A 19,796-nucleotide genomic window follows, 5' to 3' on the forward strand; every position below is an offset into this window, starting at 1 on the left:
AAAGTTACCTTTTTTTATTATGAAAATAAAGTATTAAATAGGGAGTGACTCAAAAATTGTGATTTCGAAGAAGTCGATTTTGTCGAGTCATCCCCGCAACAGTTTATTAGATATCTAAAAAGTTTTTATAAAGCGATTTTAGATATCAATAAACCACTGTGTCTATGAGTTCTCATATACACTTTGTTAAAATTTAAGTCTTTTGGGTCACTCCCTGATGTAAAAATTATAATATAATAAAGGTTTATAAGTTAAAGAAAATAATTAGATACAGTAAAATAAGAACAATAAAAAGAGATTTTTAAAAAAAGTTAGTAAAATAATTAAGAATATAAAAAAAATGGCCAAAATTCATTGTTTTATTAGAAAAAAAGTTTTATAATGGAATATGTAGTTAAAACTGATAAATATACTTTATTAGTAAAAAACTTATCAAGGAGTAACTAAATGCAAAACACAAGATTAGAAAGCAATGTGAATGAGAATATTATACAAGAAGAGATTCAAATTCTTACAGAAATGCTGTTAAAAGCTACACAGAAAATGATTTCTGAAGATACATTTGAAAAAATTGTAGAATTAAAAGCATTAGCAGATGAAAAAAATTACGAAAAATTAAATCTTATTATCAAAGATTTAACTCAAGAAGAAATGGAAATTGTTGCAAATTTCTTTTCAATTTTACCATTATTAATTAACATAGCTGAAGATGTCGATCTAGCTTATGAAGTTAACTATAAAAATAATATAGGTGAATCATATGTAGGTAAATTATCTGAGTCTATTAAAAATATTAAAGATAAAAATATCTTAGAAAATATTAATGTAGTACCAGTATTAACAGCTCACCCAACACAAGTTCAACGTAAAACAGTTCTTGATTTAACAGAAAAACTTCATACTTTATTAAGAAAACACCGTGATGTAAAAAATGGTTTAATCAATGAAAGAAAATGGAAAAACGCAATTCAAAAACACATTGAAATATTAACACAAAGTGATATTATTCGTGAGAAAAAATTAAAAGTAGCTAACGAAATTACAAACGTATTAGAGTATTATAACTTATCATTTATTAAAGCAATTGCAAAATTAATGACTGAGTATAAATTATTATTAGAAGAAAATAATATAGAATTAAAAAATGAAACACCTATAACAATGGGAATGTGGATTGGTGGAGACCGTGATGGAAATCCATTTGTAACAGCTGAAACATTAAATTTATCAGCTATGAAGCAATGTGAGCTTATTACAACGTATTATATTGAAAAGTTAAATAGTTTATACAGAACATTCTCAATGTCCTCTCATGTTACTAAAGGAAGTAAAGAACTAGAAGAATTAGCAAATCGTTCAAGTGATACTTCTGAGTATAGAGAAAAAGAATTATACAGAAAAGCAATATCGTACATTAAAGAAAAACTTGAAAACACAAGAGAGTATTTATTACAAGATAAAGAACTTGAAGATAAATATCTTACAGCTGATGAATTTATTGATGATTTAACAATAATTGAAAAATCATTATTAGAAAACAAAGGTGAAATATTAGTAACTGGCGAATTTGAAGAATTACTTAATGTGGTTAAAATCTTTGGATTTTATTTAGCGAGTATTGATATGCGTCAAGATTCAAGTGTCTATGAAGCATCAGTGGCTGAATTATTAAGTAGTGCCAATATCGAAAAAGACTACAGTTCACTAAGTGAAGAAGAAAAATGTGAACTGCTATTAAAACAATTAAAAGAAGATCCACGACCACTAAGTATAAATGATGAAAACAAACAATCAGAAGAATTAAGAAAAGAATTAGCAATATTTAGAATAGCTAGAAAATTAAAAGACAAACTTGGGGATAATGTTATTAAACAAAACATTATTTCACATACAACAAGTGTTTCTGACTTATTAGAACTTGCAATTATGCTAAAAGAGGTTGGATTAGTGGGAAGTGACTTTGCAAGATTACAACTTGTACCATTATTTGAAACAATTGAAGATTTAGAAAATTCATATGAAGTAATGGATAAATATTTAAGCTTAGATATCGTGAAAAAATGGGTAAGAGATAATAGAAGTTATCAAGAGATTATGTTAGGATACTCAGATAGTAATAAAGATGGTGGATATCTATCATCTGGATGGTCACTTTATAAAGCTCAACAAGAGTTATCATCACTAGGAGAAAAACACAATATTAAAGTCACATTCTTCCACGGTCGTGGTGGGACTGTTGGTCGAGGTGGTGGACCAAGTTATGATGCGATTATTTCTCAACCTTTAGGAAGTGTACAAGATAGAATACGTCTTACAGAACAAGGTGAAATTATCGCAGCTAAATATGGAAACAGTGATGCGGCATACTATAACTTAGAGGCCTTATTCTCAGCCGTAATTCAAAGAATGAATGCTGATAAAGTGAATACAGATATCAGAGATATACCTGAAATCCAAGTTATTATGGATGAAATAGTAGAAGATAGTTATAACAAATATCGAGAACTAGTATTTGAAAATCCTAACTTCTATAATTACTTCTTTGAAGCAACACCAATTAAAGAAATTTCAAGTTTAAACATCGGTTCACGTCCAGCGTCACGTAAGAAAATTACTGATATCGGTGGATTAAGAGCAATTCCATGGGTATTCTCATGGTCACAAAGTAGAATTATGCTTCCTGGTTGGTACGGAGTGGGAACAGCATTTTCAAACTTTATAAACAAAGATAAAGGAAATATTGAAAAACTTCGTAAAATGTATAAAGAATGGCCATTCTTTACATCATTACTTTCAAATGTAGATATGGTTATGTCAAAATCTGACATGGATATAGCAAAAGAATACGCAAATCTATGTAAAGAAGAGGAAACTAAACAGGTATATGAAGAAATCTTAAGAGAATGGAATTTAACAAAACAAGTAGTTTTAGAAATTTCAGAACATAAAGAATTCTTAGAAGATAATACTTATTTAACTCGAAGTTTAGAAAACAGGTTACAGTACTTTAATACATTAAACTTAATTCAATTAGAGTTAATTAAACGTTCTAGAGAAGGTAAATTACCAGAATCTCAAATTAATACAATTCATATAACAATTAATGGAGTTGCTACAGGACTTAGAAACTCAGGATAATAAAAAATGGAGTGACTCAAAAATCGCGATTTCTTAAGAAACAAGATTTTATCGAGTCCCTCCCATACAGTTTATTAGATATCTAAAAGCTTTTACAAAGAGAATTTAGATATCAATAAACCACTGCGTCTATGAGTTCTCATATCAATATTGTTAAATTTTAGTACTTTTGGCCCAGTTCTTTTTCAAAAAATTTAATGCTTAACTAGATATAATTTAGCGATAAATTATGAAGATGTAAATAAACACACAATCCTTATTTTTAAGAATTGTGTGTTTTTAATTATTTAATTTTCATAGCAACATAACTACTAGGTGGAACAACTGTTCCGAATGGAGTAGAAAAGATTCCGTTATTTCCAAATAGTTTTTCTCCAGAGTAATTCTCAATAAAATGAGCTTTAGAATCAAGATTTACAATACAAAGAACATTATTTCGTCTATATGCAACACATTTGTTATTTGTATAAATAAATTCGAAGTTTGTAATAAAATCATCTTTATTTTTATTTCTAAAGTTTGATAATTCAATATAGTGATTTAATAAGTCTTCATCTTTTTTATCATGAGTAAATCCTAATCTATTATATGGATCTCTGAAGCCGTACATCCCGATTTCATCACCATAGTAAATACAAGGAACACCTGGTAGAGTAAACTGAATGAAACTAGCATACTTAAGGAGTTCTTTAGCTTTAGTGTATTGATTGTCAGACATTTTATATGTAGGTCTTTCGTGAACAGGAACATCTTCAGGATTATCGAATGCTAGCATAGTTAATACTCGTTCTGTATCATGACTTCCTAATAAATTCATAACAGCATCAAGAGCTGGGCGAGGATAATTTTCAACAAGTTTTAAGATTTCAAGTGTAAAATCTTCTGCATTTTTATTTTTTACAAAATTAATAATTGCATTTTTCCAAGGATAGTTCATAACGCTATCAAGTTGATCTCCTAAGAAATAACGACGACGAGTATTGTATGAAATCTTATTAGTTGCGTCTTCCCAAACTTCACCGATGATTAGAGCATCTTTGTCATAGTATTTCGCACTTTCACGAATTCTATCTAAAAATTCATCAGGAAACTCATCAGCAACATCAAGTCTCCATCCAGCAATTCCAAGTTTTTGCCAAAAATTGACAACCCCACTATCCTTATTATTAATAAAGTCGCTGTATTCTTTATTTTCTTTAACTACAGTTGGTAAGTTATCAAATCCCCACCATGAATGGTATTCGTTAGGAAAATTTATAAAATTAAACCAAGAATAATATGGTGAACTTTGTGAATTATAAGCTCCGATACTGTCATAATTATTATATCGATTGAAATAGATACTATCTGAACCAGTATGGCTAAATACACCATCTAGTATGATTCTAATATTATCATCTTTAAAGTCTTTACAGAACTTTTCAAATTGTTCATTAGTTCCAAAATAAGGATCAATATTAAAATAATTTGAAGTTGAATAACGATGGTTTTCCGGACTTTCAACAATTGGATTAAGATAAATACTTTCAATATTTAATTTTTTGAAATATTCTTTCTCCTCCTCAATACCTAGTAAATTTCCCATTAGAAAATCTTTAGCGCCATAATTTTCATGAGTAATAGATGAATGAGGAATACTATTCCAATTTTCATGTCTAATTCTCACATTTTCATTTTTTGCGACTTTTGCAGTATATTTCTCGCTACGTTTAAATCTATCTGGGAAAATTTGATACATTATAGAACCTTTATACCAATCTGGTGTAGTGAAGTTTTTATCGTAAACTGTCAACTGCCAATCAGGTAATTCATCTTTGCTATTTACTAACTTGGAATCAAGTTTATCGTTTTTTAAGTAAACATAAAAACTATCAAAGTGAACTTCAAAATGATAAAAATAAAGACCGGTATTAAATGGTTCAAAAGTTACATGATAAGTAGAGTAGTTATCTTTAGCTTTTTCTTTAAACTCTAAACTCTTAGAAATAAGTTCGCCCGTATATTCATTTTTAATAATTATTTTAAAGTCATTAAAGTAAAAATCATCTTTAACGAATACTTCAAAGTAAAAATTATCATTGTTTTTTAAAGCCCCCTGAGGGTATTTATTTTTTACTGGATTAAATCTAATCATACTTTTCATCTCCGAAATATAAAATTTTCATCATTAATTTATTTTTCAAAATTAATCATTTTTATTTTAATATAAAAGTATTTAAAAGTAAATATTGCGTTTATAAAAAAACAGAAAATAATTAATATAAAAGCAATGTAAGGGGTACAATTGTTTAGAATGAAACTATAAAGAAAACATTTACAATAATAATGGTTTATGTTATACTATAAGTATAAAATAAAGAAATAATTAGTTATAATATAAACTATTTTTATTATTTATTCTTTGCATAATTAAATTTTTTTATTTATAAAAGTAAACGTTTACTTTTATTGGGAAGGGGGTTATTTAGTGAATAATAATATGGCGGAATATTTATTCCATGAAGGAACTAATTACCACAGCCATAAATTTTTAGGTTCGTTTTTAGATGGAGATAAATGTACATTTAGAGTATGGGCACCGAATGCGAAAAAGGTATTTGTAACTGGTGAGTTTTGTTCGTGGAACCCTCATGCTAATGAGATGAAATTAGCTAATGATAAAGGAATTTACGAAATTGAACTTTTTGGTATCAATCAATATGATGCATATAAATATGTAATAGTTACTAAAGGTGGGACTGAATTGTGGAAGGCAGATCCTTATGCAAAACATGCGGAAACTAGACCTTTAACTGCTTCAAAAGTTTATTCACTACCTAGCTATGAGTGGAAGGATAGTAAATGGATGAAATCTAGGGAGGTTCCTTATCATCGACCAATGAATGTTTACGAGGTGCATTTAGGTTCTTGGAAGCATCATGAAAATGGTAGGGAATTAAGTTATAGAGAATTAGCACATACTTTAGTAGATTATGTTAAAGAGATGCATTATACGCATATAGAATTACTTCCAGTCACAGAATATCCTTATGATAAATCCTGGGGATACCAAGTAACAGGTTATTTTGCACCGACATCAAGATATGGAACGCCAGAAGACTTTATGTATTTTGTTGATTGTTGTCATCAAAATAATATAGGTGTAATTTTAGATTGGGTACCAGGTCATTTTACAAAAGATGCACATGGATTGTATGAATTTGATGGAACACATTGTTATGAGTATTCTGATACGAGAAAGATGGAACATGAAGGTTGGGGAACTAGAGTTTTTGATTATGGTCGTAATGAAGTAAAATCATTTTTAAAATCAAGTGCAATTTCTTGGATTGAGGATTATCATATTGATGGTATTAGAGTAGATGCCGTCAGTTCGATGATATTTTTAAATTACTGTCGAGATGAAGATAAATCTGCAAGAAATATTCACGGAGGATTTGAAAATTTAGAAGCAATTGATTTCTTAAAAAATTTAAATCTTTATATTAAAGAAAACTATCCAGGTGTTTCTATGATAGCAGAAGAATCGACAAGTTATCCAAAAGTAACAGCTGCTGTTGAACATGGTGGTTTAGGATTTGACTTTAAGTGGAATATGGGATGGATGAATGACAGTCTTGATTATTTAGAAACAGATCCTTTCTTCAGAAAAGGAGTACATAACAAATTTACTTTCTCAATGCATTATGCATTTTCGGAAAACTTTATCCTACCAATTTCACATGATGAAGTGGTACATGGTAAAAAATCGCTATTAGATAAAAGTCCAGTTCCTTACGAAGATAAGTTTGGAAACTTCAAGGCGTTTTTAGGGTATATGTATGCACATCCTGGTAAAAAACTAACATTTATGGGAACTGATATTGCTCAATTTATTGAATGGGATGAAGAAAGAGAATTAGATTGGTTATTAATGCTTTATCCTAAACATGTATTCACACATAGATATGTAAAAGAGCTTAACAAATACTATAAATCTACACCTGCATTATGGGAAAATGATAATGATTGGGATGGATTTAAATGGCATGTTGTGGATGATAGCAATAATAATGTTTTTGCATTTTCTCGTAAAGATAGAAAAGGTAAGGAAGTATTAGTGGTAAGTAATTTTTCGAATCAAGTGTTGGAACATTATGAAATTGGAGTAGATACTTGGGGAAGCTACAAAATAGCATTGAATTCAGATGCAAAAAAATATGATGGAATAGCAATAACAAATAGAAATTTAAAAACTATTAATAAAAAGAAAAATGAATTTAAATATACTTTAAGTATAAATATACCACCTTATACGACGATGTATATAGAAAAGAAATAATAAGTTTAGAAGAAGGGGGTCAAATTTATGGCACGAAAAAAAGAAGTAGTAGCTATGCTACTAGCAGGAGGACAAGGTACGAGGCTTCAAGTATTAACTAAAGATATGGCTAAACCAGCTGTACCTTTTGGTGGAAAATATAGAATTATTGATTTTCCATTATCAAACTGCGCGAACTCTGGAATTTCAACAGTGGGGGTTTTAACGCAGTTTATGCCACTTGAGCTTAACTCATACATGGGTAATGGTCAACCATGGGACTTAGATAGAATGGACGGAGGACTATCAATTCTTCCGCCGTATACTGCAGGTAAAACAGGAGAGTGGTACAAAGGAACAGCGAATGCTATTTATCAGAATATCAAATATATAGAGCAATATAATCCTGAATACGTACTTATCTTATCAGGAGATCATATTTACAAAATGAATTACAAAGAAATGTTAGATTTCCATAAACAAAAAGGAGCAGATTTAACAATTGCACATATTAATGTTCCTATCGAAGAAGCTAGTCGTTTTGGAATTTTGAATACAAATTCAGATTTAAAAGTAACTGAGTTTCTAGAAAAACCAGAAAATCCGATATCAACAAAAGCCTCTATGGGAATTTATATCTTTAGTTGGCAACAACTAAGAGAATACTTGATTCGAGATGAAGAGAATCAAGATAGTGAGAAAGACTTCGGTAAAAATATTATTCCAATGATGTTAAATGAGGGTAAAAATATATATGCTTATCCATTCTACGGATATTGGAAAGATGTGGGAACAATAGAAAGCTTGTGGGAAGCTAATATGGACCTTATTAAAAATAAAGAAAACTTCAATATTGATGATAGACTATGGAGAATTTATTATCGTCATGAAGGGGCTATGCCTCAATACTTGGGTCATAGTGCAAATGTTAAAAATTCAATGATTTCTGATGGTACTGCTGTTTATGGTACTGTTTCTGAGTCTATTATTTCTTCAGGTGTTAGAATCGAAGAAGGAGCAGAGATAGTTGGAAGCATAATAATGAAAGATGTTCTAATAGAAAAAGGTGCTAAAGTTTATAATTCGATTATTGCTGAAGGTTCGATAGTTAAAGAAAATGTAGAAGTTGGCCACAGAGACATTACCTTAGGAAAAGAACAAATAACGGTAATCGGTAGAGATGAAGTTGTAAAGGATAATAGGAAAGTAGAGGGAAAATAATATGGTAAATGCGTTTTGTGTATTGTTTGCAGATAACTATCGTAATGATGATTTGCAAGGATTAGTTAGAAATAGAACACTAGCATCTTTAGCAGTTGCATCAAGATATAGAATGATTGATTTCATGTTATCTTCGTTAGTAAAAGCTGAAGTATCAAATATAGCAGTAGTAACAAATTATCACTATAAATCATTAATGGATCATTTAAGTTGGGGAAAAGACTGGGACTTAAATAGAAAAAATAGTGGTTTGAAGTTTATAACTCCAATGTCAAATCATCACTCAAATCGTGTGGCTCAAAACAAAATTGAAGCATTAGGGGATGCTTCGAAATATGCGGATACACTATTAGAAGAGTACTGTATTCTAGCTGATGGAAATATTGTGGGTAACATAGATTTTAAAGATATGGTAAAATATCATAAAACTACAAATGCAGATATAACTCTAGCTTACACCTATAGAAAACCTCAGCAAAGAGAATCTCAAATAATTTTTGATGATAAAAATAGAGTATACGATAGTTTATATCATTATGATGGTTTTGAGCAAGTATGTCCAACTCAGGTTAAGATTTATGTTATGTCTAAACAAATGTTTAAAGAATTAGTTAAAAAAGGGACAACACTAGGATGGCAAGATCTTCTATTAGACTTTATTACTAAGAATTTCCATCGTTTAAATGTTTATGGATATGAAATTAAGAATTACAATAGAACAATTAATAGTGTCCAAGAATACTATAATTTCAACCGTGATTTATTAAATCCAGATAAGTTAAATGAATTGTTCTTATCAGGAACAGATATTCTAACAAGAGTAGCAGATAGTGTGCCAACTACATATGGAGACGGAGCAATTGTTAAGAATTCTATATTAGGTGATGGTTGTGAAATTAATGGGATTGTAGAAAGTAGTATACTCTTTAGAGATGTTGTAGTTGAGGAAGGAGCAGTAATTAAAAACTCAATAGTACTGCCGAATTGTGTGATTAAAAAATCAGCATACTTAGATTGTGTAATTCTAGATAAATATGCAGTAGTTTCAGAGAAAGTTGAATTAAAAGGAACAGAAAACTGCCAAGTTATTGTAGAAAAAGGTAAAGTAGTAGAATAATAAAAAAAAAGGGTTAGATTAAAATGTAGGAGAGATTTGTAAAACTTTCGATTTTCAAAAGAAAAAAGAGTATAATATACAGATAGACTCCCTCTAAAACTAACCCTTTTAGTATGGAAGTAAATTACGAATAAGGAGAAATATAATGAAAATTTTATTCGTGGCAGCTGAAGCGGCACCATTTGTAAAAGTTGGTGGGCTAGGTGATGTTATAGGCTCATTGCCAAAAGCTCTTCAAGATGAAAATGTAGAAGCAAGGGTTGTACTGCCGTTGTATTCTTCAATAGACAGAGATAAGTACGATTTAAAATATAGACAACATATTTTTATTAATTTAGGCTGGAGAACAGTTTACTGTGGAATATTTGAGACTGTGGTAAACGGGGTAACTTATTACTTCATCGATAATGAACAATATTTCAATAGAGACAGTGTCTACGGTCAAGATGATGATGGAGAGAGATTCGCTTTCTTCTCCAAAGCAGCTTTAGAGATATTACCGCATATTGATTATAGACCAGATGTGGTTAATGCTAATGACTGGCATGCTGCATTATCGATTATTTATTTAGATGATCTTAAAGCTAGAGGAGAAGGATTCTATCAAGATATTAAAAGTGTAATTTCAATTCATAATATTGAATTCCAAGGTAAATTCAATCCTTATGAAATGGGTAACTTATTTGGGTTAGATAATAAGTATTTTGATGCCCTAATCTACAAAGGAGATTTAAATCTATTAAAAGGTGCTATTCAATTAGCTGATAGAATAAATACTGTAAGTGAAACATACGCTCATGAAATATTAGACCCATACTTCTCGTATGGCTTAGATGATATTTTAAGAGTAGAACAAGGGAAACTTCACGGTATAATTAATGGATTAGATACTGATAAATTTAATTCAAAAACTGATAAATTAATTTTCAAAAACTTCGATATTAAAACATTAAAAAATAAAGTAGAGAACAAATTAAAATTCCAAGAAGAATTAGCTTTAGAAGTGAATGAAAATATTCCTATGATTGGAATGGTCACAAGATTAACTCACCAAAAAGGTATAGACTTAGTTTTGCATGTAGCGGATGAGATTTTAAAAACTGGAGCACAGTTGGTTATTTTAGGAACAGGAGATCGTCATTATGAGGATGCACTACGTTCATTAGAATACCGTCGTCATGATAAAGTCAGAAGTTTAATTATGTTTTCATCAGAAGTATCTTCCAAAGTATATAGTTCATGCGATATGTTCTTAATGCCGTCTAAAACTGAACCATGTGGTTTATCTCAATTAATTTCAATGAGATATGCTACAGTGCCGATTGTTCATAGAGTAGGTGGTTTAAGAGATACGGTAGAACCATTTGATGGTAAGTCTGGAACAGGATTTACATTTGAAAGCTTTGATGCTTATGATATGCTGGATGCTGTTTATAGAGCTACATATTGCTACTATCAAGAACGTCATATTTGGAATAAAATTATGAAAAATGCAATAAAAGAAGATGTAAGTTGGAAAAAATCAGCTTTACAATATATAGATATGTATAATGAAATAGTCTAGTTAACTAGTTTGTAGGAGAGAATAATGAAAAATCAAGAATTTGAACAAAGAATAGAGAAGTATTTAAAAAGACAATTTGGGATTACTATAGCAGCAGCGAGTAAACGACAAGTTTACGAAGCATTAATGAGTACGGTAAGAGAAAAATTATCTGAGAAAAAATTTGCTTACGAACAAGAATTGAAAAAAACAAAGCAAAAACGTGCTTATTACATGTCGATGGAGTTTTTAGTAGGTAGAACTTTAAGAAATAACCTATTTAATCTAGGATTAGAGAAAGAAACTAAAGAGTATTTAGAAAAAAATAATTTTAATCTTGATGAAATCTATGATATAGAACCAGATCCAGGTTTAGGTAATGGAGGGCTTGGAAGATTAGCTTCGTGCTATTTAGATGCTTTAACTAGTAGTGATTACCCAGTAACAGGTTTTTCTATTCTTTATGAATATGGAATCTTCAAACAAGTTATCAATAATGGTTGGCAACAAGAATTTCCAGATTACTGGTTAGACTTAGGAAAATACGGTCTTGTTTATAGAAATGATGAAGAAATTGAAGTGAGATTCTACGGTCATGTAGAAGAAAAAATGACTGAAAATGGATTTAAAGTTGAGCACAAAGATTATACTTCAATCCAAGCGGAACCATATGATTTATTAATCTCTGGATATAAAACTAAAACTGTAAATACATTACGTCTTTGGGAAGCTAAAGCTAAAACAGGTTTTAATATGAAATTATTCGAGCGTGGAGAATATTCTAAGTCTTCAGAAGCAGAAGCAATTGCCTCATCAATTTCTAAATTATTATATCCAGCAGATAGCACAAATGAAGGTAAGGAATTACGTATAAAACAGCAGTATTTCTTTATTAGTGCATCTCTACAACAACTAGTAAAAAATCATTACAATGAATTTGGAACATTAGAAAACTTAAGTGAGCATGTTGCGTTACACATTAACGATACACACCCAGCGATGGGAGTTCCCGAATTAATGAGATTATTACTTGATGAATATGGATATTCTTGGGACAAAGCTTGGGAAATTACCACTAAGACTTTTGCCTACACAAACCATACAATCATGGCAGAAGCTTTAGAAAAATGGTCTGTTGATTTATTCAAACCATTATTACCACGTATTTACTCAATTATCGAAGAAATTAACAAACGATTCTGCCAGTGGGTAATCGATCAAGGTAAAGATTATTCATTAGCAGAGACTGCAATTATATATGATAATCAAATCAGAATGGCTAACTTATCAATAGTGGGAAGTCATAACGTTAATGGTGTATCAAAATTACACAGTGATATTCTAGTTGAATCAACATTTAGATCATTTAACGAATTATATCCAACAAAATTCGGTAATGTTACGAATGGTATAGCTCACCGTAGATGGTTAGGACAAGCAAACCCTGAGTTAGCAACTTATCTTAAAGATTTAATTGGTGATGATTTTGTTAAAGATTTATCTAAAATCAGTAAGTTAAATGACTATAAAAACGATAAGAAAGTTGTTGCAAAACTACAAGAAATTAAAAAAGTAAAAAAAGAACAACTTGCTACATATATTCAAAATACTACAGGTATAACTGTAAATCCAGACTCTGTCTTTGATGTTCAAGTTAAGAGACTACATGAATATAAACGTCAATTACTTAATGCTTTACACATTGTATACTTATACCGTGAAATTAAGTACAATGATTTACGTCCAGTGCCAAGAACATTTATCTTCGCTGCAAAAGCTTCATCTGGATATCAAATGGCTAAAAATATCATCAAATTTATCCACTCAATCTCTCAAATGATTGAATGTGATGAATTAGTTCGTCAATACATTAAAGTTGTATTTTTACCGGATTACAAAGTTACTCTTGCTGAAAAAATTATTCCTGCAGCTGATATTAGTGAACAAATTTCACAAGCTGGTAAGGAAGCAAGTGGAACAGGTAATATGAAACTAATGCTAAACGGTGCATTAACATTAGGAACACTTGATGGAGCAAATGTGGAAATTCATGAAGCGGTAGGAGATGACAATATTTTTATCTTCGGTTTAGAAACACCAGAAGTAGATGAGTTAAATGCACAAGGGTACAAACCATGGGAATACTACAATAGTTCAGTGAAGATTAAAGAAACACTAGATTTCATTAGAACAATGACTGTTGGTGGGATGAACTTCAACTTTATCGTAGATTATTTATTAACACAAGATAATTACATGTGTCTAGCAGACTTTGAAAGCTATGTTGCAGCTCAAGAAAAAGTAGCTCAAGCATATCAAGATAAAGAAAAATGGGGCCAAATGAGCTTAGTTAATACAGCTAACGCTGGAATCTTCTCTGCAGACAGATCAGTAGAAGAATATGCAAAAGACATTTGGAATATAAAAAAAGTAAAATAGAATAAAATTCATAAGGGCAACTTAGAAAGACTAGTTTCATAAGTTGCCCTTTTATGTTTAAAAAATGAATTTAAAAGTACTAATATAGATTACATCTTAAAACACTTCTAAGCATTAATATAAAAGCATTTTATTAAGTAAGTAGATTTCTATACGATATCAAATTTTAAGACTTTTCGGAGAGAGTTCGGAGAGTTTTCGGAGACAAAAACACATAAAATAAGTGCCAGTAGTTCTATAAATAAATGAGATAACAGGTAGTATTTTGCTATCTGTTTTTTTATTTTAAATTAAAGTAGCTTACAAGAATTTTGAATATTTCTAGTATATTGTTTTACTTGCTATGTATTGCTATGATATAATGATTGAAAAGGTTGGAGCGTGAGGAACACGCCCCTTTAATTTACAATATAAAGTTACTTTAGTTTAGTGTTGGTCGCACTAAACTTTTTTTATTTTGTGATTACATATTATTTTAAATTTACAACAGTATGTGATATAATGATTTTAAGAAAGATGGACGGTACAGGACGCCTATCTTTGCAGATATATGCTTATTTTTTACGCTTTGGGTCGCCCCCCTTAGCGTTTTTCTTTTTTTTAACTACATTTTTACTTTTATTTTATAAAAATATATTGTATAATATCTATATAGGTGGAGCATGGTTGCCATGCCCCAAGTAACTAAATTACTTTTTTAAACGTTTAGCATGCCCGTGCTTAACGTTTTTCTTTTTTTATTAAATTTATAGTAAGTATTTTTAGCTACATTTTTCTATATTTTTTTATGATGAATTTCAAGGAAAAATAACTATTGATTTTTTAATTTTAATGGTTTATAATTGCTGTAGAAATAAGTTTAGCAAAAATTAGAAGACTTCTCAAAATTAAATGAGAGCTTCTTTTTTTTGTCTTGATTTTTCCAATAATGGTTAACGAGTTCGTGCCATTGTGAATGAATGAGGGCAGGTTGGTCTTTAAGATTTTTTATTTTTTGAGATTTTTTATAGGGGGGGGCGGTCTTCTCAATTAAGGGAAGAATACCATGTACCTTATGTAGTAATATATCTTTATGCTATCTTAAAGTCTTATCTTGGCTCATGCCTTTGTATCTTTCTATCTTTCCATCTTCAAAGCTAATAACAATTAAATTAATTATATTTATTCTTTTGTTTAAATCATTTAATCTTTTATTTATTCTTTTCATAATCATATTACATTCATTGATAACATATTAATCTAATCTACTTCATACTATCTTTATATCTTAGTTCATTGTTACTACTTACTTGATATATCTATCACTTACAACAAACCTATTCAATCATGATACTTGTATTAGCTATATAGCCTTATGGTATAAGGTGATTAGGTAACTGGAATAAGCCCAACAGTATAGTACATATCAATCTACATTAGTTAGCTATCTATGAATATATAGTGATATGATATAACCGAATGAATATATATTAGTGTTGCTTATCCTCTAGTATCTGATACGATTAATCAACCTAACTTAGATATCTATACATAATCTTAATTACTTGTATATGATATTAGTATATATACTTAGCTATCTCTAGCAATAATGTAGTGTACACAATTACCACCATATAATATTACTTCCCTTGAATATCTGTACTTTTATAATTCTTAGTTAGATATTCTTTAAAGATAGATACCTTTTACTAAAACTACATAGAATAAGCAAGCTTTTGTATACTCCAGTATAATCAATGTACCTTGTATGATTACTAGTTTTATATGGAGAGTAGAGAGCATAAAAAAGATAAATGGGGGTTAAACATGTTATTTGTTTGTGATGAATACACCAACTTTAAAAATAAGGTTAGTGCAAAATGCACCAACCTATATTAGTTTAACTAAAATAAAAACAGTAGATTTATTCTACTGCTTTTTTTATCTTACTATATCTCTAAGTTACTTACTGCTTTATTTTCTTCTCTACGTCTAATAAAATCAGTATCAACACTAATTAATTGTAATTGTTGATTGTCATTTAATTTAGCTTGTAACTCTTGATATGTACTGGGTTTAGGTATACTCATTTTTTCATCTTCTAATACTAATAAATAACCCTCTAGAGCTTCTTTGCTCATGTGTAATGCTTGTTCTAAATTATCACCAAAAGTAATACAACCTTTTAAATCGGGAAATGTTATATCTATATAATCTTTTTCTTGTGTAAATACTGAATAATATCTATATTTCATGAAATAAACCTCCTTACAATAGATATTATAACATATCCTTTAAAATATATTATTTCATCTTAAATTATTTCTATTTTGCTTTTCAGTTCCTAAAATGATTTTCACCAAAAAATAGGTTTTTTCCTCTAACTTCGGAGAGTTTTCGGAGAGTATTTTTAAAAAGTCAAGTGTATCAAGGCTCTAGAGTACTTAGAAATTAAATTACGTATATAATCATAAATTATATTGACAAAGTATATATAAACACGCCGTTCTCATAGATAAAAAGTTATTATTATGGTAAAATTAAAAAGAAAGCCTGTGCTATTTTTGATATTAGTAAAAATATAGAAAATCACAGACTTAGTAAACAAAAAAGAGGTAATTATGGCAAAAGAGAGAGCTGATGTCCTTTGTGTAAGTCAAGGATTATTCGAATCACGTGAAAAAGCAAAACGAGCTATTATGGCTGGGATTGTTTATAACGATAATATTAGAATCGACAAAGCGGGAGAAAAAGTTGAATCAACTGCTGAACTTAGAATTAAAGGTAAACAGATGCCTTACGTAAGTCGTGGGGGACTTAAATTAGAAAAAGCAATAAATGAACTGAACTTCGATGTTAAGGATAAGGTGATGATTGATATTGGTTCTTCAACTGGTGGATTTACGGATTGTGCTTTGCAAAATGGAGCAAAATTCGTCTATGCATTAGATGTTGGGACAAATCAACTAGTTTGGAAATTACGTAATGATGAACGTGTAAAAGTAATGGAACAAACTAACTTTAGACATTCAGTAAAAGAAGACTTTGATGTATATGAAATAGATATAGCATCAATCGATGTTTCATTTATTTCATTATCATTAATACTACCGAATCTTGCAGAAATTATAAAAGATGGTGGAGAAGTTTGTGCTCTTGTAAAACCACAATTCGAAGCTGGAAAAGATAAGGTAGGAAAAGGTGGAATCGTTCGAGATAAAAAAGTTCAACTTGAAGTAGTTGAAAAAGTATTACTTTTAGCCAATAGTGTTGGTTTTAGTATGACAAACCTATCTTACTCTCCGATAACAGGAGGTGAAGGGAATATCGAATTCCTAATGACATTAAAATACAATGCAACTAAAGAAGTAGAAAATAAAAATATAAATATCGAGCATATCGTAAACAATGCTCATAATCACTTTAAATAGAGGAGGAGCCAATGTTAATTCAGTTAAATATTAAGCAATTTGGAATAATAGAAAAAGCTACAATAGAACTAAAAAATGGTTTAACTGTCTTAAGTGGAGAAACTGGTGCAGGGAAATCGATGATTCTAGCGGCAATTTCGCAATTGTCAGGTCAAAGGACCTCAACTTCTTATATTCGATATGGTGAAGATAAGGCTAGCGTAGAAGGGGTATTTGATTTTCCTAAAAGCAAAGAAGTTAAGGAAATTTTTAATGAATTAGACTTGGATTTAGAAGATGAGGTAATAGTAGTTCGTCGCGATATTTATAGTAGTGGAAAGAGTGTTTGTCGAATAAATGGAACTATAGTTAACCTATCAACATTAAAAAAAGTAGCTGCTCATTTATTAGATATTCATGAGCAACACGATAATCAAGTTCTATTAGTAGAGAAAAATCATCTTAATTTAGTAGATTCATTTAATCGTGAAAAAATACAACCTGTGTATTTAAAATACAAAGAAAAGTATAAAGAATATCAAATTATTAAAGAAAAAATTGATAACTTAAAACAACAGGAAAGTGATGTGCTTCAAAAAGTAGATTTCTTGAAATTCCAATATAAAGAATTAAGTCAGATGAAACTAAAAAAAGATGAAGACTTAGATCTTGAAAAAGATATTGACTATCTGGAGAACTTTGAGAAGGTAAATAACCTTGCTCATAGCATAACAGAAGGAATCGATGGAGAGTACGGGGTTATTTCTAAACTAGCAGAAATCAGATCCAATCTAGGAGAGTTAACTAGATATAACTCAAACTTTGAAGAAAAGTATGAAGAAATTACAAATTTATACTATATCTTAGATGATTTGAAATATGAAGTATCTAGTTATACTGATGTTATCGAATATGATGAAGAAAAATTAGATAGATTAATCTATAGATTAGATAAGATAAAAACTTTAGAGAAAAAATATTCAAAACCATTAAATGAACTAATAGTTTTCACAGAAACTATTAAAGAAGAATTAGATGAGTTAGAAAATTACGAAGAAAACTTCGAAAATTATCTCGAAGAAAGCAAGAAGATAGAAGAAGAATTGACAGTTTTAGCTGAAGAGTTAAGTTCTTTAAGAAAAGATACAGCTTTAAAATTAGAAAAACTTATCCAAGATGAGTTGAAATTCTTATATATGGAAAAAAGTACAATCAAAGTTGATTTTAAAGAAAAAGAATTTTCATCATCAGGGAAAGACGATGTTAAGATTTTGATTAGCGCTAACTTAGGAGAACCATTAAAATCATTATCTAAAGTTGCCTCAGGTGGAGAACTTTCTAGGGTGATGTTAGCACTAAAAATAATATTTTCAAGAAGTATAGAAGCTACTTCAATTATCTTTGATGAAATCGATACTGGAGTAAGTGGAAGAGTATCGCAACGAATGGCTGAAAAGATGTATCAATTAGGAGTAGGTTCACAAGTACTGTGTATTTCACACCTACCGCAAACAACAGCTTTGGCGGATACTAACTTACTAATCAGTAAAGAAATCATTGATAAGAGAACATTAACAGTTATTAGAGAGTTGACTGAAGAACAAAAGATTGCAGAGGTAGCAAGGATGGTATCTGGAGATACGATGACAAAACTTTCAGAAGAACACTCTATTGAAATGTTGAGATTAGCAGAAAAAACTAAAGCAGAGATAAAAGAAAAACTAAATAAATAGTTTATATTATTACCGTAGAGGTATAGGAGGAACATGACTAAAGAAGGAAAAATTTTAAAAGCACTTAGTGGATTTTATTATGTGGATTGTTCTGGCGAGGTGATTACTTGTCGTGCACGAGGAAATTTCAGAAATGAGAACATCACGCCGTTAGTAGGAGATGATGTGAAAATTCAATTAAGTGATAATAACACAGGATATGTTGTAGAAATATTAGAAAGAAAAAATGAATTACTACGACCTAAGGTAGCAAATATAGATTACAGTATTATTGTAGTATCGGTAAAAGATCCTGAGTTTTCTAGTAAGTTATTGAATAAAACGATTTGTTTAAATGAAAATAGTAATGTAGATATCATTATTATTTTTACAAAGCTGGATTTATTAAGTGATGAAGAGCTTAATAAAATGAAAGAAATAATGAACTATTACTATGAAATAGGATATCAAGTATTGACAAACTCCGATGAGGATATTGAAAAATTAAAACAAGTTATTTCAGGGAAGTATGTAGCTATTTCAGGCCAATCTGGAGCAGGAAAATCTACGTTTATTAATAAGCTTGCAGAACATTTAGATATTGAAACTGGGGAAATTTCTAAACATCTTGGACGAGGACGTCATACTACGAGACATACGGAATTTTATCAAATCGATGATTTCTATATCGCAGATACTCCAGGATTCTCTTCACTTGATATTACATTTATCGAAAAAGAAGATTTACAATATTTATTTAGAGAATTTAACGATTATGATTGTAAATTTAAACCGTGTAATCACATGGAAGAGATTCAATGTGGAGTTAAAGAAGCGGTAGAAAGTAAAGAAATACTTGAAAGTCGATATGACGACTACAAAGTATTATTTACGGAAAAACAAAATCAAAAGAGAAAATATATAAAGGAGAGATAAG

Annotated in this window: 11 protein-coding genes; 9 read left to right on the forward strand and 2 right to left on the reverse strand. The window is 29.7% G+C overall.

Annotated elements, in window-relative coordinates; genetic code table 11:
- The first annotated feature begins 447 nt into the window (after nt 1–447).
- Nucleotides 448–3,138, forward strand: coding sequence for a phosphoenolpyruvate carboxylase (gene ppc, locus ACWOBP_RS00490; protein ID WP_455336991.1), 2,691 nt, complete (start codon nt 448–450; stop codon nt 3,136–3,138).
- A 283-nt stretch (nt 3,139–3,421) separates the two neighbouring features.
- On the opposite strand, the gene ACWOBP_RS00495 is transcribed toward ppc, so the two are convergent.
- Nucleotides 3,422–5,272 (reverse strand): glycoside hydrolase family 13 protein, encoded by a 1,851-nt coding sequence (locus ACWOBP_RS00495; RefSeq protein WP_455336992.1) that lies wholly within the window; start codon nt 5,270–5,272, stop codon nt 3,422–3,424.
- Nucleotides 5,273–5,605: 333 nt separating this feature from the next.
- On the opposite strand from ACWOBP_RS00495, the gene glgB reads away from it, so the two are divergent.
- The 5 genes from glgB (at nt 5,606) to ACWOBP_RS00520 (ending at nt 13,758) form a co-directional block, all read left to right on the forward strand.
- The gene (gene glgB, locus ACWOBP_RS00500) at nt 5,606–7,459 is read left to right on the forward strand and encodes a 1,4-alpha-glucan branching protein GlgB (protein ID WP_455336993.1); all 1,854 of its coding nucleotides are present in this window, start codon (nt 5,606–5,608) and stop codon (nt 7,457–7,459) included.
- 27 nt (nt 7,460–7,486) lie between these two features.
- Nucleotides 7,487–8,659: a glucose-1-phosphate adenylyltransferase gene (locus ACWOBP_RS00505; RefSeq protein ID WP_455336994.1), complete on the forward strand. Its 1,173-nt coding sequence runs from the start codon at nt 7,487–7,489 to the stop codon at nt 8,657–8,659.
- 1 nt (nt 8,660) lies between these two features.
- Nucleotides 8,661–9,776 (forward strand): glucose-1-phosphate adenylyltransferase subunit GlgD, encoded by a 1,116-nt coding sequence (gene glgD / locus ACWOBP_RS00510; protein WP_455336995.1) that lies wholly within the window; start codon nt 8,661–8,663, stop codon nt 9,774–9,776.
- Nucleotides 9,777–9,921: 145 nt separating this feature from the next.
- Complete coding sequence (glgA, locus tag ACWOBP_RS00515; protein WP_455336996.1) at nt 9,922–11,340, forward strand: glycogen synthase GlgA; 1,419 nt, start codon at nt 9,922–9,924, stop codon at nt 11,338–11,340.
- A gap of 24 nt (nt 11,341–11,364) precedes the next feature.
- Nucleotides 11,365–13,758, forward strand: a complete 2,394-nt coding sequence (locus tag ACWOBP_RS00520) for a glycogen/starch/alpha-glucan phosphorylase (protein WP_455336997.1) — start codon at nt 11,365–11,367, stop codon at nt 13,756–13,758.
- 1,928 nt (nt 13,759–15,686) lie between these two features.
- Here the strand turns inward: ACWOBP_RS00520 and ACWOBP_RS00525 are convergent.
- Entirely contained in the window at nt 15,687–15,992 is a 306-nt protein-coding gene (locus ACWOBP_RS00525; RefSeq protein ID WP_455336998.1) for a type II toxin-antitoxin system HicB family antitoxin, read from the reverse strand.
- 366 nt (nt 15,993–16,358) lie between these two features.
- Here ACWOBP_RS00525 and ACWOBP_RS00530 point away from each other — a divergent pair, with 366 nt between their 5' ends.
- From ACWOBP_RS00530 to rsgA, 3 genes are read left to right on the forward strand one after another with little or no spacing between them, the layout of a single operon-like run.
- A complete protein-coding gene (locus ACWOBP_RS00530; RefSeq protein ID WP_455336999.1) occupies nt 16,359–17,168 on the forward strand; it encodes a TlyA family RNA methyltransferase in 810 nt (269 codons plus the stop codon).
- Between the two features lie 11 nt (nt 17,169–17,179).
- Nucleotides 17,180–18,880: a DNA repair protein RecN gene (recN, locus tag ACWOBP_RS00535; protein ID WP_455337000.1), complete on the forward strand. Its 1,701-nt coding sequence runs from the start codon at nt 17,180–17,182 to the stop codon at nt 18,878–18,880.
- Nucleotides 18,881–18,913: 33 nt separating this feature from the next.
- The gene (rsgA, locus tag ACWOBP_RS00540; RefSeq protein ID WP_455337001.1) at nt 18,914–19,795 is read left to right on the forward strand and encodes a ribosome small subunit-dependent GTPase A; all 882 of its coding nucleotides are present in this window, start codon (nt 18,914–18,916) and stop codon (nt 19,793–19,795) included.
- Nucleotide 19,796: the final 1 nt, after the last annotated feature.

It is taken from the genome of Gemella parahaemolysans (assembly GCF_053758945.1).

Coding starts and splice junctions, on each gene's coding strand:
- recN (WP_455337000.1), top strand. CDS start 17,180: ATGTTAATTCAGTTAAATATTAAGCAATTTGGAATAATAGAAAAAGCT.
- ACWOBP_RS00495 (WP_455336992.1), bottom strand. CDS start 5,272: ATGATTAGATTTAATCCAGTAAAAAATAAATACCCTCAGGGGGCTTTA.
- ACWOBP_RS00520 (WP_455336997.1), top strand. CDS start 11,365: ATGAAAAATCAAGAATTTGAACAAAGAATAGAGAAGTATTTAAAAAGA.
- ACWOBP_RS00530 (WP_455336999.1), top strand. CDS start 16,359: ATGGCAAAAGAGAGAGCTGATGTCCTTTGTGTAAGTCAAGGATTATTC.
- glgD (WP_455336995.1), top strand. CDS start 8,661: ATGGTAAATGCGTTTTGTGTATTGTTTGCAGATAACTATCGTAATGAT.
- ppc (WP_455336991.1), top strand. CDS start 448: ATGCAAAACACAAGATTAGAAAGCAATGTGAATGAGAATATTATACAA.
- ACWOBP_RS00525 (WP_455336998.1), bottom strand. CDS start 15,992: ATGAAATATAGATATTATTCAGTATTTACACAAGAAAAAGATTATATA.
- ACWOBP_RS00505 (WP_455336994.1), top strand. CDS start 7,487: ATGGCACGAAAAAAAGAAGTAGTAGCTATGCTACTAGCAGGAGGACAA.
- glgA (WP_455336996.1), top strand. CDS start 9,922: ATGAAAATTTTATTCGTGGCAGCTGAAGCGGCACCATTTGTAAAAGTT.
- rsgA (WP_455337001.1), top strand. CDS start 18,914: ATGACTAAAGAAGGAAAAATTTTAAAAGCACTTAGTGGATTTTATTAT.